This window comes from Peribacillus loiseleuriae (assembly GCF_001183985.1).
GTDB lineage: Bacteria > Bacillota > Bacilli > Bacillales > DSM-1321 > Peribacillus > Peribacillus loiseleuriae.
Map to the genome: position 1 here is coordinate 4,137,070 of NZ_LFZW01000001.1, position 21,117 is coordinate 4,158,186.

Annotated in this window: 25 protein-coding genes and 1 pseudogene; 12 read left to right on the top strand and 14 right to left on the bottom strand. The window is 36.0% G+C overall.

Annotated elements, in window-relative coordinates:
- Nucleotides 1-40: 40 nt before the first annotated feature.
- Both AC625_RS19090 and AC625_RS19095 read right to left on the bottom strand, forming a co-directional pair.
- Nucleotides 41-1,270, bottom strand: a complete 1,230-nt coding sequence (locus tag AC625_RS19090) for an ABC transporter substrate-binding protein (protein WP_049682734.1) — start codon at nucleotides 1,268-1,270, stop codon at nucleotides 41-43.
- Between the two features lie 73 nt (nucleotides 1,271-1,343).
- Nucleotides 1,344-2,351, bottom strand: coding sequence for a LacI family DNA-binding transcriptional regulator (locus AC625_RS19095; protein WP_049682735.1), 1,008 nt, complete (start codon nucleotides 2,349-2,351; stop codon nucleotides 1,344-1,346).
- Between the two features lie 457 nt (nucleotides 2,352-2,808).
- Here AC625_RS19095 and AC625_RS19100 point away from each other — a divergent pair, with 457 nt between their 5' ends.
- Nucleotides 2,809-3,219 carry a (deoxy)nucleoside triphosphate pyrophosphohydrolase gene (locus AC625_RS19100; RefSeq protein ID WP_049682736.1) on the top strand — a complete coding sequence of 137 codons (411 nt, stop codon included), beginning with the start codon at nucleotides 2,809-2,811 and terminating at the stop codon, nucleotides 3,217-3,219.
- A gap of 5 nt (nucleotides 3,220-3,224) precedes the next feature.
- Here AC625_RS19100 and AC625_RS28250 read toward each other — a convergent pair.
- The 4 genes and pseudogenes from AC625_RS28250 to AC625_RS19120 all read right to left on the bottom strand — a co-directional run.
- Nucleotides 3,225-3,572: pseudogene (locus tag AC625_RS28250) on the bottom strand (DUF3427 domain-containing protein); the annotation flags it as partial.
- A 52-nt stretch (nucleotides 3,573-3,624) separates the two neighbouring features.
- Entirely contained in the window at nucleotides 3,625-4,077 is a 453-nt protein-coding gene (locus tag AC625_RS28255; protein WP_281177259.1) for a DUF8090 domain-containing protein, read from the bottom strand.
- Nucleotides 4,078-4,277: 200 nt separating this feature from the next.
- Nucleotides 4,278-4,853 carry a competence protein ComK gene (locus tag AC625_RS19115; protein ID WP_049682739.1) on the bottom strand — a complete coding sequence of 192 codons (576 nt, stop codon included), beginning with the start codon at nucleotides 4,851-4,853 and terminating at the stop codon, nucleotides 4,278-4,280.
- 875 nt (nucleotides 4,854-5,728) lie between these two features.
- Nucleotides 5,729-6,640 (bottom strand): EamA family transporter, encoded by a 912-nt coding sequence (locus tag AC625_RS19120; RefSeq protein ID WP_049682740.1) that lies wholly within the window; start codon nucleotides 6,638-6,640, stop codon nucleotides 5,729-5,731.
- Nucleotides 6,641-6,969: 329 nt separating this feature from the next.
- On the opposite strand from AC625_RS19120, the gene AC625_RS19125 reads away from it, so the two are divergent.
- On the top strand, nucleotides 6,970-7,188 hold the full coding sequence (locus AC625_RS19125; RefSeq protein ID WP_049682741.1) for a DUF1659 domain-containing protein: 219 nt from the start codon (nucleotides 6,970-6,972) through the stop codon (nucleotides 7,186-7,188).
- 29 nt (nucleotides 7,189-7,217) lie between these two features.
- Entirely contained in the window at nucleotides 7,218-7,442 is a 225-nt protein-coding gene (locus tag AC625_RS19130; protein WP_049682742.1) for a DUF2922 domain-containing protein, read from the top strand.
- Between the two features lie 180 nt (nucleotides 7,443-7,622).
- Here AC625_RS19130 and AC625_RS19135 read toward each other — a convergent pair whose 3' ends face one another.
- Nucleotides 7,623-8,501 carry a radical SAM/SPASM domain-containing protein gene (locus AC625_RS19135; RefSeq protein WP_049683827.1) on the bottom strand — a complete coding sequence of 293 codons (879 nt, stop codon included), beginning with the start codon at nucleotides 8,499-8,501 and terminating at the stop codon, nucleotides 7,623-7,625.
- Between the two features lie 724 nt (nucleotides 8,502-9,225).
- Here AC625_RS19135 and AC625_RS19140 point away from each other — a divergent pair.
- From AC625_RS19140 to AC625_RS19150, 3 genes are all read left to right on the top strand, one after another.
- Entirely contained in the window at nucleotides 9,226-9,666 is a 441-nt protein-coding gene (locus AC625_RS19140) for a MarR family winged helix-turn-helix transcriptional regulator (protein ID WP_049682743.1), read from the top strand.
- A 176-nt stretch (nucleotides 9,667-9,842) separates the two neighbouring features.
- Nucleotides 9,843-10,169 (top strand): antibiotic biosynthesis monooxygenase, encoded by a 327-nt coding sequence (locus AC625_RS19145; RefSeq protein WP_049682744.1) that lies wholly within the window; start codon nucleotides 9,843-9,845, stop codon nucleotides 10,167-10,169.
- Nucleotides 10,170-10,238: 69 nt separating this feature from the next.
- Nucleotides 10,239-10,514, top strand: coding sequence for a DUF2798 domain-containing protein (locus AC625_RS19150; protein ID WP_049682745.1), 276 nt, complete (start codon nucleotides 10,239-10,241; stop codon nucleotides 10,512-10,514).
- 177 nt (nucleotides 10,515-10,691) lie between these two features.
- On the opposite strand, the gene AC625_RS19155 is transcribed toward AC625_RS19150, so the two are convergent.
- The 6 genes from AC625_RS19155 to AC625_RS19180 all read right to left on the bottom strand — a co-directional run bounded on the left by AC625_RS19155 (nucleotide 10,692) and on the right by AC625_RS19180 (nucleotide 17,661).
- The gene (locus AC625_RS19155) at nucleotides 10,692-11,873 is read right to left on the bottom strand and encodes an MFS transporter (protein ID WP_049682746.1); all 1,182 of its coding nucleotides are present in this window, start codon (nucleotides 11,871-11,873) and stop codon (nucleotides 10,692-10,694) included.
- A gap of 282 nt (nucleotides 11,874-12,155) precedes the next feature.
- On the bottom strand, nucleotides 12,156-13,583 hold the full coding sequence (locus AC625_RS19160; RefSeq protein ID WP_049682747.1) for a 6-phospho-beta-glucosidase: 1,428 nt from the start codon (nucleotides 13,581-13,583) through the stop codon (nucleotides 12,156-12,158).
- Between the two features lie 28 nt (nucleotides 13,584-13,611).
- Nucleotides 13,612-14,883 (bottom strand): glucose PTS transporter subunit IIA, encoded by a 1,272-nt coding sequence (locus AC625_RS19165; protein ID WP_049682748.1) that lies wholly within the window; start codon nucleotides 14,881-14,883, stop codon nucleotides 13,612-13,614.
- Nucleotides 14,859-15,476: a PTS transporter subunit EIIB gene (locus AC625_RS27900; RefSeq protein ID WP_049682749.1), complete on the bottom strand. Its 618-nt coding sequence runs from the start codon at nucleotides 15,474-15,476 to the stop codon at nucleotides 14,859-14,861. Before AC625_RS27900 ends, AC625_RS19165 begins: the two co-directional genes overlap by 25 nt.
- 438 nt (nucleotides 15,477-15,914) lie before the next feature.
- A complete protein-coding gene (locus AC625_RS19175) occupies nucleotides 15,915-16,796 on the bottom strand; it encodes a LysR family transcriptional regulator (protein WP_049682750.1) in 882 nt (293 codons plus the stop codon).
- A 325-nt stretch (nucleotides 16,797-17,121) separates the two neighbouring features.
- On the bottom strand, nucleotides 17,122-17,661 hold the full coding sequence (locus tag AC625_RS19180) for a TetR/AcrR family transcriptional regulator (protein ID WP_049682751.1): 540 nt from the start codon (nucleotides 17,659-17,661) through the stop codon (nucleotides 17,122-17,124).
- Nucleotides 17,662-17,897: 236 nt separating this feature from the next.
- On the opposite strand from AC625_RS19180, the gene AC625_RS19185 reads away from it, so the two are divergent.
- The 6 genes from AC625_RS19185 to AC625_RS19205 all read left to right on the top strand — a co-directional run bounded on the left by AC625_RS19185 (nucleotide 17,898) and on the right by AC625_RS19205 (nucleotide 20,786).
- Nucleotides 17,898-18,644, top strand: a complete 747-nt coding sequence (locus tag AC625_RS19185) for an SDR family oxidoreductase (RefSeq protein WP_082191172.1) — start codon at nucleotides 17,898-17,900, stop codon at nucleotides 18,642-18,644.
- A gap of 27 nt (nucleotides 18,645-18,671) precedes the next feature.
- The gene (locus AC625_RS27450; protein WP_218971225.1) at nucleotides 18,672-18,839 is read left to right on the top strand and encodes a hypothetical protein; all 168 of its coding nucleotides are present in this window, start codon (nucleotides 18,672-18,674) and stop codon (nucleotides 18,837-18,839) included.
- Nucleotides 18,840-19,015: 176 nt separating this feature from the next.
- On the top strand, nucleotides 19,016-19,411 hold the full coding sequence (locus tag AC625_RS27455; protein ID WP_218971226.1) for a dihydrofolate reductase family protein: 396 nt from the start codon (nucleotides 19,016-19,018) through the stop codon (nucleotides 19,409-19,411).
- Between the two features lie 92 nt (nucleotides 19,412-19,503).
- The gene (locus AC625_RS19195; RefSeq protein ID WP_049682753.1) at nucleotides 19,504-19,899 is read left to right on the top strand and encodes a cupin domain-containing protein; all 396 of its coding nucleotides are present in this window, start codon (nucleotides 19,504-19,506) and stop codon (nucleotides 19,897-19,899) included.
- Between the two features lie 420 nt (nucleotides 19,900-20,319).
- Entirely contained in the window at nucleotides 20,320-20,538 is a 219-nt protein-coding gene (locus AC625_RS19200) for a DUF1659 domain-containing protein (protein WP_049682754.1), read from the top strand.
- A gap of 29 nt (nucleotides 20,539-20,567) precedes the next feature.
- On the top strand, nucleotides 20,568-20,786 hold the full coding sequence (locus AC625_RS19205) for a DUF2922 domain-containing protein (protein WP_049682755.1): 219 nt from the start codon (nucleotides 20,568-20,570) through the stop codon (nucleotides 20,784-20,786).
- A gap of 113 nt (nucleotides 20,787-20,899) precedes the next feature.
- Here AC625_RS19205 and AC625_RS19210 read toward each other — a convergent pair whose 3' ends face one another.
- Nucleotides 20,900-21,109 (bottom strand): hypothetical protein, encoded by a 210-nt coding sequence (locus AC625_RS19210; RefSeq protein WP_049682756.1) that lies wholly within the window; start codon nucleotides 21,107-21,109, stop codon nucleotides 20,900-20,902.
- Between the last annotated feature and the right edge of the window lie 8 nt (nucleotides 21,110-21,117).

Consider the following 21,117-nt stretch of genomic DNA (forward strand, 5'->3'; position numbering starts at 1 on the left):
TTTGCTCCTTTTTTTATGGGCCATCCTCATAATCTAGAAATCAACGATTCTCCACTTTTTCCCACTCTTTATCCATTTTTTTCAGGAAGACAGCTTTATCTTGTTTAATTAAAAATTCCTGAACGAGGTTTTCCGCACCCATTCCCGCTGGATAGTAATGATCAGGGAAACTCGTAATTGTACCTGATTCAAAGTTTCCTTTTATCCCTTCAAAAACAGGATCTTCTTGGTAAATGTTCGCAATAGCTGAGAAAGCCTTCTGCTCGTTAATGTACTTTTGAGAGATTTCTTCTTTCATCATGAATTCAATAAATTTCATTGCTTCATCCTTATGTTTCGTTTCCTTATTCATCGTCAGTAAGACATCAACACCAGAAACCAATTTATTTTGATCTGGATCATTATTGACAGGCATTGGGAAAACGCCAAGTTCGATATCCGGATTCGCTTTTAAGATTTCAGGGATCGCCCAGTTACCCTGGATATACAAGACTGCCTCCCCTTTTGCAAACGCATTGTTTCCGTCGCCGTAAGCAACACCCATATTATCTTTATGACCGTATGAGATAAGCTTCAACATTTTATCAGCAACTTCATCATAGCTTTTGACAAATGAAGTTTCACCGGCATTTTTCTTTTCAGCAAAGTCTTCACCCGCAATGTTAGCACCTAGTGAGTTCCAACTAATCATTCCAGTCCAGGCATCTTTTAATGTGAAATAAATAGGTGTCTCTCCGGTTGCTTTTACCTTTTCAAGTAATGCAATAAATTCATCCCAAGTAGTTGGAACTTCAAGCCCAAGTTCAGCAAATTTTTGTTTATTATAAATAACAGAATTTGCATTCGTTGCATACGGAAGACCATATATTCCTTCTACTTCTGAACCAACCAAACGGTGTATCATATCAATATAAGAAGGTTGTACAGTTTTAACTAGCTCTGAGTCAGTGAAATCATTTAAAACTTCAGCACGCGCCAACTCACCATATGTGGCATTACCAGCAATAGACATCAAATCTGGTAAATCATTTTTAGTTAGACGTGTTTTTAATACCGTTTCAGCTTCTGGCGGTGAATTAAATTCTATTTTAATATCAGGATTTTCTGCCTCGAATTCTTTAATAAGTTCTTTATACGTATCAATACTCTCTGATTTATTCGAAAAAAGCTCTAGCTTTACACCATCACTTGAATCTGAAGATGAACAGCCAGTTAGAATGAAAGTTCCTAAAGCCATTGTTGCGAAACCTGTAGTTATTTTCTTAAACATAATATTCCCTCCAATTTGTGAGATTGATAATTTTCATCCAACGTAAACGTTTACGTAAAAGAGTAAAAAAAGTTTAACGCTTTTCTCTTACCGTCTCCCTTTCCAAAATTTCATGTGGTAAAATCCGATTCTCAACAAAAACATTTCCTGATTCAAGCATTTCAAAAAGCATACTTGCTGCTGTCTTCCCCATTTTTATCAATGGTTGTCCAACAGTGGTTAGCGGTGGAATAGCCATTTCTGCAATACTTAAATTATCATACCCAATTATCGATACATCGTCAGGAATCTTTATTCCATGTTGATATGCAAAAGACAATGCTCCAAAGGCTATTTCATCACTAGCCGCAAAGATAGCGGATATTTCAGATGATTGCTTCATAAGCTTTTCCATGCCATCTAATCCATCTTGAAAGCTGAATCCCTTACTATAGATAATATTATCTGTAAAAGCGATACCTGAATCTTTAAGAGCCATTTTAAATCCCATAATTCGTGGCTTACCAGCAATCAGGTCATCTTTGTTACCGCTAATCATCCCTATCTTTTTATGCCCTTTATTAAGTAGGTATTTGGTTGCTGAATAAGCAGCATGCTGATCATTCACTTTTACATAAGGTACTGGGTAAGCATAAGATTCTGTAGATAAGAGAACCATGGGAATGCCCATTTTTCTTATATAATTGTAATACTCTTCTTTCAAGATGGCGCTTACAAAAATTATGCCATCAATTCTTTTTTCATTTAATAACTGAAGGTACTTCATCGTTTTCTCACCATCAGCCTCTGTATGACAAACAATTACACTTGAGCCAAGTTCATGGGCCATCGTTTCAATACCATTTAAGAAATCTGTTACTAACATACTTGATAATTCAGGGAATAGTACTCCAATTGTATGTGTCTTATTATTGATTAAACCTCTTGCTACAGCATTTGGTTCATACCCCAGTTCTTCAATAACTTGTTGAACCTTCTGTTTCGTTTTTTCCGAAAAACCAGGTTGGTTATTAAGAACTCTAGAAACAGTTGCGATAGAAACACCTGCTTTTTTTGCTACATCTTTGATGGTATACGCCATACTCCCACCTACTTTGTAAAATAAAATCAAGTAACGAAAACGTTTACGTAATTATAATATCACCCTTTGAAAACCTTTTCAATATATTCATAAAAATATATTATTTATCATAACCCGATTGCAAGTTTATCATTACAAGGTGGCTATTAAAATATTTCAAATTTGATCATCCTTCATGTACTCTAACAACTTCTCAAAGGATTTCCTCTCGCGTTTCTCAATGTATTTTCTTCATTGAATGCTCTTCTACCTCATTCTTTCTATCACTTCTAGGACGCATCACCGAACAAGTAGTTTAACAAAAAAATTCTATAACATTATTCTCTTTTCTACCACAATCAAAGAAAGAAGAGTAAATTCATTGTTACTTCTATAGTATACAACTAGTATCCAAACTAGTTGGGATCATCCGATTAAACATGATATGATAACAAAATAAAACTTAGCGGAGGTTTCTATGAAAAAAGTAGTCAAGGTAGTTGCAGCAATCATCGAAAACGATCAAAATGAAATTCTTTGTGCCTTAAGATCTCCCGAAATGTCCATTCCGAATATGTGGGAGTTTCCAGGTGGAAAAGTAGAAAAGGATGAGGATATTTATGAAGCCTTAATACGAGAAATTGACGAAGAGCTTTCTTGTAAAATTGAAACAATCGACCTTTTCAATGATCATACTCATGAATATGAAACCTTCATTATCAACCTATTATCCATCAAATGCAAAATTAAGGAAGGAACTCCAATACCAACAGAACACTCTACATTCATCTGGCTAAAAAGAGAAAATTTAGCTTCGTTAAAATGGGCACCCGCAGACATACCTGCCGTTGAACAATTACTTACTGAAAAAATTAGTCTTCTCAACTGAGAAGACTATATTTTTATCGTGAATTCCTTATACAAGTTTGTAGGGATTTCATGCTCTAATTTAATTTTCACTGTAATCGGTTTCTCACCCTTATATTCCACCGTATTCCCATTACCTATATAGATATAGGGCTTTGTTTTCCCATCAATTTCTCGATACTTTCTTACAAATAAATGTAGCTTTACTCCCTTTGCCTCATTAAAAGTAATCCCTTTCCCTCGCTCTGTATTTTGCGAAGTAGAATTTGGGGTTTGCCATTGAAAGTATCGTTCGTTGATAAACTCGTCATGGTAATTAAGACTTTCCTTTATATTGGCTACTTTATGTAAATCAATATACAAAAAGTAGCCATTCCCATTCGTAAGTAGACCAGAGCCTCTAAACGAACTATGAACTTTTCGATAATTAGATAGTTAAAGCAGCGTCAATCATTTGATATTGTTCATATAATTTAAAATGGGGAACGCCATAATCTTGCTCTTTAAACACTTTCTCATACCGAAAAAGCCCATAATGAATGATATCTTTTACATATCCTTTAAACGTTTCATTGTAAAGCACTTCTTGAAAAATTGGGGTTTTAGACAACTTTTCATCTTGATAGGTAAATAATTTTATTTTTAACTGAACAGTATCATAGTAATCTTGATTCAGACATTCGAATGCATGCTTCACACTATCTTCATTCACATATTTCACAAACTTTAACATTTCCTGATTTGCAGTTTCGAGAGAGATTTCTTGGTGTTCAAGTAAATATTGTGCAATAACAAATTCATAAATCCTTTTTAAAGGTAGCTTACTTGACAACTCATTCAACGCACCTTCAAATGCAGGATCTAATAATAAGTTTTTCACACTCATTGATTGATTTGATTAATTCTGTCAATAAATTCCCCTTTGCAGAATTAACGATTAGTTTTTTCTCAGTAGTCATGGTAGCTCCTAAGTATTCTTTATATGTAAGATTTTATACTAAAAAGTGGAACAATAGTAAACTATACTTAATTTCCCCTACAAAAAAACAGCCAACTCCAAAAGTTAGCTGCTCCTTTATCTTATTCTTCCTTCTTCTTGTTCTTCACTTGAAAATTATATTCTCCCTTTTCCTCTACTACGGTAAAGCCACTACCCGGTTCATATAATAATGTCCTGATTTTCTCACTAGTATAGTAACGTACTTGTAAAACAATCTGAAGCTTATCAGCCTTGCTGCGCCGACTGTCAACTTGTTTATTCGGTAATAAAATATTGAGGTTGTGACCATACATTAAATGTAAAACCGTTAGTTTTTCAGAAACTTCTTGTACATCTATAATTTTTGAGGTAACAACCCAAATTTTCTTTTTACTTTTTGATATGTGAAAAGGGGCTAGAATAATCCCTTGGTGGACATTAAGTTCAACTGGGAGAAAATGTTTATCGCCAAGAATCGAACGTGCCCCTACTATAGCACCAGCTAAATTACGTGCATAATAATGAAACGATTCTTCGAGTACATCTTGAACTGACTTTTTTACAAGGAAGACTCTTTCTCCTTCAATTACTCTTGTACATTCATACCCTCTTTCGTCATACTCTGATAACAAGCATACTGTCTCTTTGTTTATAATATAGAATCTTTTCAATAACATCACTAACACTCCTTATTTAGGTGATTGATGATTCGTACGTTCTTGTGCCGGTTTGTTTACCGTTTATATTCATTCACTAACAATAAATCTCATTCCTATTTTCTTAACAATAAATAGCCTCTTTCCATGCACCTTCTCAACTTGGTCTGTTCACTTTTTTAACGACCTCTTCTTTACTAATGAAATAAAAAGAGTATACTAAACGATAAGACAGAATTTATTTCTGCTCGAAACACCCATGGACAATATCTTCCAGGATCCTTGTTCATGGTGTTTTTCTATTTTCACATGACCCTCACCTCCCTTAAGCATAGTGACAGTTTCGTAGTTTTTTCATATTGCATTATTCATCAACCAGAAAAAAATCTGATATTTCTTCTTCCAAGTTCACAATCACTGGTTAAATAAATATTTTCTGTAAAGGAAAAGATTTAAAGATTAAGACTTTTCTCCTAAATTATATCTCGACCTCCCCCTAATTAGGCATCCTTACCTATTATTATATTAATTTCATTTTTTGTAAAATTATCTCAAGTTATAAACAACTATATTTTAATTTGATTATTAATTATTTCATTTTTTTGTTCTCTAACTCTTGACAGTTTTCCAATTTTAATTTAAATTATTAAATTTCTGTATTCGTTTCTTGAATTTTTAATGGAGTTTATCGTTTTTTTCAACTAATTCCCTACGATATCTTACTTTTAATTACAATATTGTTAATATTTTGTAAAGTTATTCTTTTTCACGAAAACTTCTTTTTTACTAATCCAACAAAAAAAGCTTGCAGAGAATGTCGAAGTCTGACCACTCTGCAAGCTTTTTTATTTTCACATAAGTATTTTAGCTGACGTCATTTGAGTCAGTCTAGTTCCCTAAGAAGTTAAACGTAAGACAAGAATTCCCACAACAGTTACGATAAGTCCCGTAATTTCACGTTTACTCATGTTTTCTTTCAAATAAAAATGAGCATATAAAATGACGAGTGCAACGCTCATTGCACTAATGGCCGAAACAATTCCGGTGATCCCTTCGCGGAATGCGGGAAAGAGAAACATCATGCCCGCTATATTCGTAATCCCTACAAACATTCCCCAGCCTAACGTTCTTTTCAAAGTCCAGTGTGGAATGTTATTTTGTTGTGTAGTCTTGTTTGGCGCTTCCTCATACTGATCTTTTTCCTGAACAGTAGATTTACTCTTTGCATAGGAAATGGCCCAGGTAATACCAAACAATACTGTTCCGGTTACATACATGATGATTAATGCAGGTAATGTAGCTGCGCCAGCAATGGTTGATTGTTTGATGGACACATCTGAAAAGCCGAAGATAAGCATCGTTAGAATTCCCCATTGAATCCCTTTTAACTGATTGAGCTTTAAATCCTGTGAATATTTAATAAGGATGAGGCCTAGTAAGACAATAAAAAACGCGGTTAATTGCCAGGTTGATAGAACCTCTCCCCATAGTATATAGGCAACAATTACGACAACTAGCGGCGGCAGTCCTGAAAATAAAGCAATAATCGAGGCCTTCCCCACCGCATACCCTCTATACATAGAAGCATTGGCTATATAGGAAAACAACCCCATTAAAACTCCATACCATGCACCGTTTGACCAAGGTTGTTTGGCGATCACATTACTAATCAAAGCAATCAACGTACCAGATATGTAGACACCTAAAAGTAATAGATTACGATCAATCGGTCTTTGTGACGTCCATTGATAAAGAATTCCCCTAATCCCGAAGCAAATAGCCGCAGCTCCTGCGAAAAAAAACCACATGTCCTGTTCTCCTCCCTATTCTCTCTAAACATGCTACTCCCTTTCCCCTTTGTGTTAGCGAAATAATAGCGGTTATTTACTTTCCACATTACCGCCAGCCATTCCCCCATCTATTTCCATTCAACCATAAGGGAACTGAATTATTCTGTCAATTTAAATAAATAAGACCGCAAAACTCAGGCTCTAAGCGACCATTGAAGCGGATTCCTTTAACTCTCTAAAAAATTGAAATTCAATCTTTCAATCTAGAATCCCTTTTAAAAACTTTTTTACCCATGCTACTTTTTTCGTTTTAACGCTTATAAAGAAAGTGAAAGGAGGTGAGCAACGTGGCAATTGAAATTCTTGAAGCTGTAACGATCCGCTTAGAGTTTGAAACAGGCATGAATGAAAAAGGCATACCGATTGTGAAGCGTAAATCATTTTCCAATGTAAAAACAGATGCTGCTTCAGATGATATTTTAGCGGCAGCTGAAGCGATCGCAGGGTTACAAATGCATCCTCTCGCAAAAGTCGCTCAAATCGGGACAACTGTTCTATCTAATTAATTTTCTAAGGAAAGAAAGGGGTGAAGAAAATGGCAAAAACACTGGAATTATTGTTTCTAACCGAAGGCGGTAAATCAGCAACACTTTCCGTTGCCGATCCAATTGAACCGGTTGACGTAGAAAAAGTGAAAACGGCTATGGATGCAGTCATAGCGAGCAATGTGTTCACAACAGCGTCCGGATCATTCATGAGTGCGAAAGGGGTAAGAGTTGTCGAGCGCAATGTGAGTGAATATGAAGTGAATATGAAGTGAATTAATTAAAAGAGGCCGAGGCTGTCCTGTAATTAGGACAGCCTCGGCCTCTTAATACGATCTAACATAATCATTTTCTAATGATTCGTTTTATTTTCCAAGCATTTCGCGTTATATCTAAATGAGATAATGAGTTGGAATGACTTCATCTAACTTACTAAATCCTAGCGATTTGCCTATCTATTTTCCAAACCTTTTACGATATCCGCATTTTCTACATAGTTCCTCCACTGCCACTCTTCGTGAAAAACCATCTACCAGGTCTTTTGCTCGATCCATCTCGATAATATCAGAAAATGAATGATCATTAATATTTCCAAGGTTGATAACTCCCTCACCATCTAGACAACAAGGAATAACAGTTCCGTTTGCTAAAATACCTGCTTGATTTCGCATGCCATAGCAGAAGCCCTTCCCATCATCTTCTTCTTCATGTAACGCAGGCCACTGAAACTCGTAATCTTGATTGATGAAGATGCGGTCCGCAATTTTCACGCCGCTTCCTGGTACAACCTTCTCTTCAATTTTGTAGTCTAAATCAAATTCTTTCTCAATCATTTCTAGTAATTCTCTGTTTCGTTTTCTTTCAATATTCGTCGTATTGTCTTGTGTAAGGTTCCATAATCTCAGGGAAACAATCATTTCTGATTGGCTCGTTGCTTCTTTAATAAAAGAAAGGATACTTTTCACATACCCTTCCTTATCTTTAGAACCAATATGGCCATCAAAGCTATGGAGTGAGAAATTCATTTGTCTTAGCGCAGGCTTATTTAATAATTTTTCCCTCTTTTTATTAATTAATGTTCCATTGGTTGTAATATTAACTTTAAACCCTTTTTCATGACTTACGTCTAACAATTGGCCTATTTTAGGATGGAGCAATGGCTCACCTTTTACATGTAAATAAATGTAGTCTGTGTGCGGTTTAATTTGGTCTAATCTCTTAGAAAAATCCTCCACAGAAATGAATTGCTTCTGCCGTTCTGTTGGCGGACAAAAGCTGCAAGCAAGATTACATACACTTGTAATCTCTAAGTAAAACTTCTTAAATTTTTTCACGATCAATTCCTCACTTCTTTGACTACTTAGAACAGGATGAACGATTGTTCTATCACTATTACAGCATACTTGTTCCCAAATAGAAACATGCTTATTCAAGGAAACGACCGTTACCATTTTTCTGTTTAACAAAAATGCACTTGTATTTCATCTATCAACTTCAGGCAAGAGTAACTCTTCCTGAAGGAATGCGAAGGGCGTAGCCCAATGAGTAGGGAGGGGTGAATGGCCTTTTTGCGTAGCGAAACATGTGTTCTTATGGTGCAATATTCCTGAACATATGAGGTTAGTACGAGAAAGGCTTCGTACCGTAAAATGTTCAAGCTAAAACTAACAGCCGAGGCACACAACTGTGTGAACCCAATAAGCTGAAAAAAGAAGTCCCAACGGCAAGACCAATGGGATAGAGGGGTTGGATGTTTATAGCACACCACTGTGTCAACTCCACTAACGTTAAGCGTTCAGAAATGTTCGATACGTTAGAAACCCCCACTTCAAATTTTTGTTAGAAAATGAGGTGGCGGGAGTATTCATTGTCACTTAACAATTCCTTCATCCATCTTTTAATTCAGGTGTCCTTTCCCTTGCACTATAAAGAAGCAAAAGCCTGCTTTTGGTTTTCTTTTTAAGCATAATATCAGGAACCAAGAAAACATAATCTATTCAATCCTTATAAAAAGTGGCATAGTATTTATATAGCTTTTTAACAGTAAGGAGCATAAAAATGAATTCTAAAGACAGAAAAAAGAAACTAGAAGAGTTTCAAGAAATATTTGAAACAGTTTTTCGTAAATTAAAGCGACAAAATGAATTCTTTCCTAAGACAAAATATAAGCTTGCTGACAGTCATATATTGATTCTTGTGTATCTTTCTAAGAAAAAAATGTGCACTGTTTCTGATATCACTTCTTATCTAGGTATTACTTCGGGAGGCGGAACAGTTCTTACTGACACCCTTTTAAAACATAATTTAATTACTCGAACAAGATCAGAAGCTGATAGAAGAGTGGTACAATTATCACTCACAAAAGAAGGAGAAAGCATAGTTGAACAAATTATTAAACAGAAAGCCAAAATGTTTACTCAGCTCTTTGATGATATTGAAGAGGATGACATTGAAAAGATTATTAGTATATTCTCTAAATTAGATGATACACTAGCCTAGTTTTGTTTAGAGAACGAACGATCTAGGAACTTTTATAAACAAAAAACCTCATCAGTGAAAATGATTCTCATTGACGAGGTTTTTTATTTATGTTAATATCTTATTTAGTAAGATATTAACTTAGTAAGGTATTCTTATTCTATTCTCTAATTTAAACAATAGGAGTGAATTTGCTTATGTTTATCAGTCAAGCTTGCTTTGAAGGCGATAAAATAATTGAGCATAAAATTATTACAAAACTTCAAAAAACAATGAAGGAAACGATCGATGTCGAAGGACTACTATCAACTGATTGCTGGTTGAAAGAAAACAAAGATCGAGTTGAGTATGTCTTTGTTGCAAAGTGGAAGAGTAAAGATCACTTTAAAAAGTGGGTATCAAGAGAAGAACATGTGGAAGAGCATAAAGAAATGAACAAACAAAAAAAACAAGGATCACAAGAAGAGGTCAAAATTAACAAGACTCTTCGTCAATATGAGCTTGTGGACCTTTCTTCACTCTAATAGTCCATTCATAGTAATTTAATTTAGAGTAGCCTTATTTAAATTGATAAATTGAAAAGGAAGTCATTAATGAAAATTAATTCTAAATATCGGAATACTACTTATCGCTTTTTATCGGCTTTTAGTATGTCTTTGTTCATGTCATTTATGATAGTATCGATAAACTATGGGTATAATAGTGAATTTTTGCCTAGATGGTTAAAAATTTGGCCACTAGCTTTCGTTTGTGCTTTTGTTGGATCTTTCTTTCTTCCAAAAATAGTACAGAGAATAATGAGCAAAATTGAGTTTATAGAACCACCTTTATTAACAGAAAAACATAAAGTCAGAAAAAAACAATTGTAAAGAGAATAAGCATAAACTCTTCGCACCTTAAACAAACTACACAATACGCCGTGAGGCACCATCTCATAAAATTCATTATCGGCAAAAAAGGGTCTTCAATTGAAGATCCTTTTAATATATGGTATCAAAAAGCATGTTGCAGATTTTCCGATTAACGAACCTTATAGTAAAGTTACATCAACCTTTTTTGGAAAGAGGTGAACCGGTGTTTAGATCACGAAGCTCTTTGCTTTTCAACAAAAGCTTTACAAAGAAAATGAACAGCAACAAGGAAAACACGACTGACACGGCACTGACCGTGAATAATACTTGGTAGCTCGTGTACTGGGAAACCCAACCTAGTATGATTGCACCTAGTCCGATTCCGAGGTCAGTAGCAGTCGAAAATGAAGCATTGGCTACCCCCGTACGTTCTGGACTGACAAGACGGATCGTTGCCGCTTGAAGAGCAGGTTGCGCGGAACCGAAACCAATCCCGTACATAACCGCCGAAATGATCACGCCGAACAAATTGGTCGAGAAACTCAAGACAATCAAAGCTAAAACCGTAATCACTAGTGCAGGTATAATAACAAACGTCTCACTGTACCGGTCTGAAAGTTTCCCCGCAATGGGACGGATTAGAACAAGCGCGGCTGCATAAACGAGAAAGAATGTCCCGGAATTGACCTTGATCGAGTCGGCAAACAACGGTACAAAGGTGGTAATGCCGCCATAAGCGATAAACAGCAAAAAAATTGATGCCATAACGGGCAAAACCGATTTTTCGAAAAGTTCGATTTTCCTTGCCCTCTTTTGAGGCTTAAAAGACGTTTTGGCTCCAAACGTTAAGAACAGAGCTGCGGCAGAGATTCCAACTGCTAGTAGAAATAGAGAATGATACGAGAAGTTCTGTACAACCCATAGACCGAACATCGGGCCGATGGCCATAGCTAAAGTCATCGCCATCCCAGACCATCCTAGACCTTCCCCACGGCGTTTGGACGGAATCAAATCCGTAACCGCGGTGAGAATCGCGGTTGTGGAAACGGCCCAAGTCACCCCATGCAATATTCTGAGGACCATTAAAACAGCGATTCCGCCAATCCAATTGTACATGTACATTGCTATAGCGAAGAATAGCAGTCCCCAGACGATAAACGGACGCCTACCGAACCGGTCCAACAGCCCTCCGACGAACGGGCGAAAAATAACAGAAGACAGCATAAAAGCCCCCATTGCCAGACCGACCTGTGATTCGTTGCCACCCATCTCTTTAATAAACAGTGGCAATGTTGGATACAGCATATAAAATGCTGTGAATAGGAAAAACATCCCTACGGTCATAAGAATAAACGATTTCGTCCATAGGCGTTCCAATTTGCATTCCTCCTTGAGTAAAAGATCTCATGTTATTCCATCTATCATTTTAAGTTACTTCGTTAAAGCTAAATTGATTTTAGCAAAAAAGGAAAAACCTAAATCACTAGAATTGAAGACACAAAGCGTGCTTAATTTCTGCGATTTAAGTTTTGCCTGCTTGTAGTAACAATCCCGTGCCACTTATTTAAAAGGGCTGATTTTTTATACACATATGGTCTGCCCGTAAAAGTCCGTCTTTTGCAAAAGCCCCTTTATACCTGAAATTCATTATTTAAGTCTTTATTCTAAATCTTCACCGTTACTAGCTATTACTTTTTTGTACCAATGAAATGACTTCTTTTTACTTCGTCTCATACTTCCATTTCCATCATTATCTTTATCCACATAGATGAACCCGTACCTTTTGTTCATCTCTCCTGAACTAGAGCTTACTAAGTCAATGCATCCCCAAGTAGTGTAGCCTAGCAAGTCCACGCCATCTTCTTCTACCGCTTCTTTCAATGCTTTGATATGTTCACGAATATACTCAATTCTATATTCATCTTCGATATCCCCATTTTCATCAGGTGTATCTACGGCTCCCAATCCATTTTCCACTATTAACAATGGTTTTTGATAGCGATCATATAATGCGTTCAATGTAATTCTAAGCCCAAGTGGATCAATCTGCCATCCCCATTCACTTGCTTTTAAATATGGGTTTCGTAATGTTGGAAATAGATTAGCAGCGGTTTGTGTATTTACTTCTGGATCAGCACTTGTTAATCGTGATCCATAATAACTAAATGAAACAAAGTCAACTGTATTTTTCTTTAGAAGTTCCACATCACCCTCTTGCATTTCTATGTGTATATTCATTCTTTCAAACATCTTTTTTGCATAATTTGGATATTCCCCACGGGATTGCACATCAACAAAGAAGTAATGTTCACGATCTCTTGTCATGGCTTTCCATACATCTTCTGGAGCACATGTATAAGGATACGTGCTGGCACCTGCTAACATACAACCTATCTTAAATTGAGGATTTATTCTATGGGCAATTTCAGTTGCTTTTGCACTTGCCACTAATTGGTGATGGGCTGCCTGATATTTTACAGCTTCTTCATTTTCTCCTTCTTCAAACACTAATCCCGAGCTCCCAAAAGGTAGATGTAATAACATGTTGATCTCATTAAAAGTAAGCCAATACTTTACTTTATCTTTATAACGAGTGAAGATGATTTCACATAATCTTTCATAATAATCCACCATTTTACGGCTTCTCCAAGAACCGATCGTTTTGACTAAATGTATAGGTACATCAAAATGAGTGATTGTAACTAAAGGTTCTATGCCATATTTCAAACATTCATCAAAAACATTTTCATAAAATTTCAAACCTTCTTCATTTGGTGTTGCATCATCGCCATTAGGAAAGATTCGAGTCCACGCAATAGATAATCGGAAGCATTTGAAACCCATTTCTGCTAATAAAGCTATGTCTTCTTTATAATGATGATAAAAGTCAATGGCTTCATGACTTGGATAATCATGCTGGTCATCGCATTCTAGCATTTTCATTTTACCTTTCATTACAGAAACGCGGTCCTTACCTGCTGGAATAACATCTACCGTAGATAATCCCTTATTCCCCTCTAAATATCCACCTTCACATTGGTTCGCAGCAGTTGCTCCTCCCCACAGAAAATCTTCTCTTAAAGTCATTTTACATACACTCCTTAATTAAATAATGTTATCCTTTTAAAATTAACAATTCATTATTAAAATCAATATTTCGATTGCTGTTATTTGTTATCACATCAGAATAATTGTAAGTATTGGTAACAATAATAGGGGTTTGGGTTACATATCCTGCCTGTTTAATTTTTTCCAAATCAAACGTCAATAAAGTCTGTCCTTGGCTGACTCTTTGACCCTGTTCAACGTAAGCTTCAAAATACTTTCCATTCAGTTCGACTGTGTTTAATCCAATATGAATGAGTATTTCAACTCCATCATCTGATAATAAGCCTATTGCATGTTTCGTAGGGAATAGTGAAACAATTTCCCCATTGAAAGGAGCTATCACTTTTCCTTCACTTGGTTCAATCGCAATTCCCTTCCCCATCGCTTCTGAAGCAAAGGCATTATCTTTTACATCCTTTAATGAAACAATTTGACCTTTAATTGGATTTGTTATTACTGTATCTTTAATTTTAAGCGTTTTATCATCTTTGCTATTTTCCTTCTGCTTAGGTATATCTTTTTCATATTTAAGACTTAAGACATAGGTAACTACTGCAGTTACAATAGCTGTAATAACTGTTGCAATTAATATGTTATATAAATTCCAAATGTTTTCTCCGATGTAAAGTGGAATGGCTGGAATACCTGACGCACCTGTTGCATAACGCGAAACTCCCATTAATCCTGCATATAGCCCTCCACAGGCACTACCAATCATAGCAGCGATAAGAGGATATTTTTTAGGTAAGTTAACACCGTAAAGTGCTGGTTCGGTAATTCCCATCAAACCTGTAATTCCACCGGTATTTGCGATTTGTTTAAATGATGTATCTTTCGTTCTCCAACCTACTACTAGTGCAGCAACACCTTGTGAAATATTTGAAATGATGGCTCCTGGACCTAAAATATTTTCATATCCTAATGTTGTTATTTGTGCTAAAGATAAAGGTACAATACTATGGTGAATACCAAACATAACAAGTATCGGCCAAAGGGTAGCAACCAAGAAAATAATCAACCAAGCTCCATATGATCCTAAAAACTCAAATCCCATCGCCATATAATCGCCGACAAATGAACCGAGTGGCCCTATTACTGTTAAAGCTAAGATTGCAGTTACGAAAATGGTAATCATCGGTACAAAGATAATTTTTATTGCATCTGGAATTATTTTTTTGACAAATCGTTCTATATAAGACTGCGCTAAAACAATTAAAAGAATTGGAATAACGGAAGATCCATATGAAACAAGTCTTAAAGGAATTCCAAAAATCTCCACTGTCCAGCTGTATTTAATTGCCCCAAATTAGGGTGTAGTAATACTCCCGCTAACACCATTGCCAGGACAGGATTACATTTTAATTTGTTTGCAGCTGAATAAGCTAACAAAAACGGTAAGAAATAAAAAGCGGCATCTGCTATGAAGTTCACTACATAATAGGTCTGGGATTCTCTTGAAACTAAATGAAACAACAGGAGTAAAGCTAAAAGCGCTTTTATCATCCCTGCGCCAGCAATAGCTGGAACAATTGGACTAAACGTTCCGGAAATAAAATCTATTAATTTGTCTAAAAGACCTACTTTATTCTTTTTAGACGATTTACCCTCCGAATTTTCTAAGGGTTTTAAATGCTTAATGACTTCTTCGTAGACTTCTTCCACATGTATCCCAATGACAACCTGAAATTGTCCTCCACTTTCGACGACATTAATAACACCCTCTAACGCTTTAACACCTTCTCGATCCGCTTTTTGATTATCGTTTAGTGCAAATCTAAGTCTGGTCATACAATGGGTTAGTGTCGAAACATTTTCGTTACCACCAATTTTGTCTGCGATACCCTGAGCTAATTTTTCATATTTTTTGCTCATACAATGCCCTCTTTCTTTAAAATTTTTGCTAATATAACTGATCAACTGTAAACTATTACAATGAGTATGCATTCAAAAAGAATAGATATGTTTGGTACTTATTTATGGATGTTCCCTCTGTGTACTTCAGATGATTCCAACTTGAATGCTAGTTATGTTAAGTAAGCGCTGATACAAAAAGTAAAAATAAAAGAGTAAAATTAATTATTCCATTGTGCTTAAAGATAAATTCTAAAACAAGATTTAACCTCTATGTCATAACCACTGCTTAAAATTTCTTTCTTATACCTTGTTCACCTCCATAACATAACTAGTCCAATAACTTTTTTACAAAATAAAAAAGTTATTTATCGGCAATAATAAAAGGCTGAATCCGTTTACACCTTTATATTAGCACCACATAAATAACTATATCCAATACCTATAATCTATGCTTTATTATGCCTGTAGGGCATGTTTGATAAATTGAATAAAGCGAGTAGTAGTTGGACTAAAAATCTTGTGTTTTTTCCAAACAATGACACAACCTACTTTGAGTTCGGGATGAAACGGTCTAAAACAAAGATGTTCAGAATCCTTCATCATAAGAGCACCCTCAATACAGATTGCCGTTCCCATACCATTTTCCACAAGATTAACTACATTTGAGATTAAGTTATAGGTAGCTACAAAATGTAATTGAGAATATTCATCGGAAAACCAACTAGCAATTTCATTTTGTACTACAGTTCGACTAGAAATGAATAAAGGCACTCCAATAAGATCCTTTGGAGTCACATATTCCTTCTCTGCAAGAGGAGACGTTGTCTTTGTAAGAATTCCCCATCGTTCCTTTAGTGGCAATCTGATAAAATCATATTTTTCAATATTGATAGGCTCTAATAAAATTCCGACCTCGAGTACTCCTTTATCTATTTTTTCTTTTATATCATCCCCTGTTCCGCTAAAAATATGATAACTTACCTGTGGATATTCATTGTAAAATGCTTTTAACAATTTAGATAAAACTTGCGATGTCAGTGATTCAACACTGCCTATAGATATTGTTCCTCCAACTAGATTTTTCTGATCTTTAAATTCTTTCTCTGTCTTATCAGAAATCGTAAGAATTTCTTCTGCTCTCTGACATAAAAGCATACCAGCATCGGTTAATGATACCTTTCTTTTTCCACGTACAAGTAGTTGAGCTCCTAACTCTTTTTCTAAATCCGCCAATTGTCTGCTTAATGTGGGCTGTGTTATATGTAAAATTCCAGCTGCATGAGTAATACTTTCTACTCGTGCAACTGTCAGAAAATACCGCAGTACTCTTAATTCCATTTTCTACCTCCTGATTAATATTCGATATGATTTTTAACTCTTTCCCTTAAGTTAATACTTGAAAAAATTGCGTATCTGGAAGAGCCATATGTACTACAACCAGTTCTTGATTTAAATTTATTGTGGTTCGAGATAGTTTTCTGAATGTGAAACCCTGATTTCCTTATGCTCAGTAAGAAACAGGTTTTAAAAAAAAGAAATATAAACCAAGAGAGGAAGTTTCATGATGAACAAAAAACGGTTATTCATCCTTTGGACTAGAGCCCGTAAGCTTAAGTCTCTCTCTTCCTCATTAAATCGAACGTAGGTTTATTATATGGCATAACTATAGATTCCTATCTAACAAACTCCCCACTCGTTCTGCCATAACTTGAGGTGAGTAAGGCTTTCCATTCTTGAACCACCATTCCACTACACCTACGATCGCTGCTCCAAAAAATTGAAGAGTAACATCTTCGCCATGATTTTTTCCTTCTTTTATATTCACTTCATTCTTTAACTCTTCGAGGACAAATTCAAGGAACCGACTACGAAAATAAAGAGCCCCTTTGCTCGCTAACATCGTTGAGAAGAATAAATAATGGCGCTCAAAATAGTTGAACCATAACAATTCGGCATCTATATAATTCATATCAGCTGCCAATTCGCAGAGTTCACTTAGTTCGTTAATATGTTCTTCTGTAAGCTTATCTAGCAGATCATATTTATCTGTGTAATGAAGATAGATGGTTCTTCGGCCAACATTTGCTCTGTCGGCAATATCCTGCATCGTAATTTCATCAAAATTTTTTTCAGACATCAGTTCAACAAAAGCGCTTTTTATCGCTTCTTGAGATTTGAGTATTCTTCTATCTACTTTAGACATTGTGAGAGTCACCAAACTTTCTTAAAAATAATTGCACAATATGAATCGATTTGTGCGCTAATGCACGAATCGTGGTCATTTGGTCATTGAAAACACCCTGTTTTTATTTTAGATTATACACAGATGAGCATTAATGCATCAATATGTATTTTCGCCAAAATCAAACTTAACTACCTTCGGCAAAATAGAAGAGCAAAATTAAAAACTCATTTATTTAAGAAAGGATGTTAAATAGTATGTCTAATATTCAAGATAAAGTTGTCATTATTACGGGTGCATCTAGCGGGATTGGAGAAGCTACTGCAAAAAAGCTTGTCTCTCAAGGTGCAAAGCTGGTCCTAGCAGCTCGTCGTGAAGACCGTTTAAAAAAATTACAAGAAGAGATTCAAAACGATGGTGGGCAAGCGATTTATAAAGTGGCTGATGTGACTTCGCATGAACAATTGGCAGAACTAGCTGCATATGCGCTAGAACAGTTTGGAAAAATCGATGTGTTAGTGAATAATGCGGGGATTATGCCACAAGCTTTCCTATTCAAGAAAAAAATTGAGGAATGGGATCAGATGATTGACGTAAACATTAAAGGGGTTCTTTATACAATTGCAGCAGTGCTACCTTCCATGAGAGAACGTAAATCAGGTCATGTTATCAACCTTTCTTCAGTAGCAGGACACAATATTTATCCAGGTGGAACAGTATATTGTGGTACGAAACATGCGGTAAGAGCCATTTCTGAAGGATTACGTCAAGAAGAAGCGATGAGTGGTACAAATATCCGTGTAACAAATATTTCGCCAGGGGCTATTAGCAGTGAATTATTAGACACTACTTCAGAGGCAGAAATGAGAGCAGGCTTAGATGATTTCTACCAAGTAGCGATTGAAGCTGACAATATTGCCCATACAATCGCATTTGCTATCGAGCAACCAGCAGAGATAGGCATCAATGAAATAATTGTTCGTCCAACAGTACAAGTCGGTTAATGTAATTTTAATAATGGAGGTTTTAAAATGGGCACACAATATGATTTAAAAAGTGCTAATCGTCCTTACATCGTTTGTCATATGATGACATCATTGAACGGTAAAATTACAGGTCCATTTATGAAATTACCTGAAATAAGGTTAGCAGATCAAGAATATGAACGTACAAATGCTACGTATCAACCACATGCATGACTTTGCGGACGTGTCACAATGGAGGAGAATTTCACGAAGGGGCATCAACCAGAGCTTGATGAAAACGCTCCTGTTTATCCCGGACAGATTATGTCGCAAAGCCAAATACTGAAATGTATATTGTCTCTGTTGACCCTTCTGACAAGCTAGGTTGGACACAAAATTATGTTGATTACATGAAAAGACCGAGAGCGCACATTATTGAGGTACTGACAAATAAGGTGTCTGATGCCTATATCGCGTATTTACGAAAGTATGAAATCTCCTATATTTTTGCTGGTGACGATCGCTTAAACTGTACGTTAGCTGTTGAAAAACTAAAATCGTTATTTGAGATTGAGGTACTCATGCTATCTGGCGGTGGCTTTATCAACTGGTCATTTTTACAGGAAGAATTAATAGATGAATTAAGCATCGTGATGGCACCAGTGACTGATGGCGAAACGAGTACTGTGACACTCTTTGAAAAGGCAGACTATTTACCACCAAAAGCGCCTGTAGCATTTTCGCTTAAAAGTGTCGAGCCTGTTTGTGGTGATAGTATCTGGCTTCGATATACTGCGAAAAAGTAGATTTGTTATGGCTTTGAAGAAGCTAGGCTATGGATGAAGTATGAATAATCATTTTTTTATTAGAAAAAGTTAAAGAAAGTAGGAATTTAAAAATGACAAACGAACAATTAAGCAATAGCACAATTTTCCCATTAGGACAAAAGATGGAAGCAAACTTTATCGGTGATGCATACTTACAAATGGTGTTTACCGATCCGACGCCCCTCAATACATCAATCGGGAATGTAACCTTTGCTCCAGGAGCTCGCAATAACTGGCACACTCATAAAATTGGGCAAGTTTTGTTAGTTACAGGTGGTGAGGGTTGGTATCAAGAAGAAGGAAAACCAGCTCAATTACTCAAAATGGGGGGTGTGGTGAATATTCCACCACATGTAAAACATTGGCATGGTGCGACAAAAGACAGTTGGTTTGTGCACTTAGCAATGACACCAGGAGAAACGGATTGGTTAGAACCTGTTGATGATGGATGGTTTAATAAATTATAAAATTAACGCATCGAGTTATTTGATTCGATTCGTTATTCCTTTTAGCGGATATGACTTTCATCTAAATAAAAAAGCCCTACAAGATCATGTTCTTGTAGGGCTAAAACCATTAGTTCTCTTCTACTTCTTTACGGTTTTTCTTGAGTAGCTTAGATATTATTTCATAAACGATTGGGACAACAATTAATGTTAATAACGTCGAATTGGTTAAACCACCGATTACTGTAATACCAAGACCTTTGGAAATTAACTCGCCGTAGCCTGAGCCGTAGCTACTGATTGAAGTTAAGGTTTTTAGATATTAATTTTAAAAAGGCGGAATCCAATCTTTCAATCTAGAATCCCTTTTAAAAACTTTTTTTACCCATGCTACTTTTTTCGTTTTAGCACTTATAAAGAAAGTGAAAGGAGGTGAGCAACGTGGCAATTGAAATTCTTGAAGCTGTAACGATCCGCTTAGAGTTTGAAACAGGCATGAACGAAAAAGGCATACCGATTGTGAAGCGTAAATCATTTTCCAATGTAAAAACAGATGCTGCGTCAGATGATATTTTAGCGGCAACTGAAGCGATCGCAGGATTACAACTGCATCCTCTCTCAAAAGTCTCTCAAATTGGGACAACTGTTCTATCCAATTAACTTTTAAAAAAATGAAAGGGGTGAAGAAAATGGCAAAAACACTGGAATTATTGTTTCTAACCGAAGGCGGTAAATCAGCAACACTTTCCGTTGCCGATCCAATTGAACCGGTTGACGTAGAAATTGTGAAAACCGCTATGGATGCAGTCATATCAAGCAATGTGTTCACGACAGCGTCCGGATCATTCATTAGCGCAAAAGGAGCAAGAGTTGTCGAGCGCAATGTGAGTGAATATGAAGTGAATTAATCAGATGAGACCGAGGCTGTCCTGTATTTAGGATAAGCCTCGGTCTCTTTTCAATAAAAATAGCGCCAACTTCTATTTAATAGAAATCGGCACTTCGTTTATTCGCTATACGTTTAGCGTGACACTTTTGTCGGTTGGCACACTTCACATTTACGTTGGTTATTATTTTTAAACTTCGTAAATGTTTTTTCAAAATTGCTACCACACGCACATTTAAATAGTAACTTTTGCGAAAAACCGTGATATTCCGTCGATAGTAACTTACTTTCCGAATTGTTCGCAACAAATTCTTTAATCTTACTGATCGTCCATCGTTTATTCATTCTCTTAC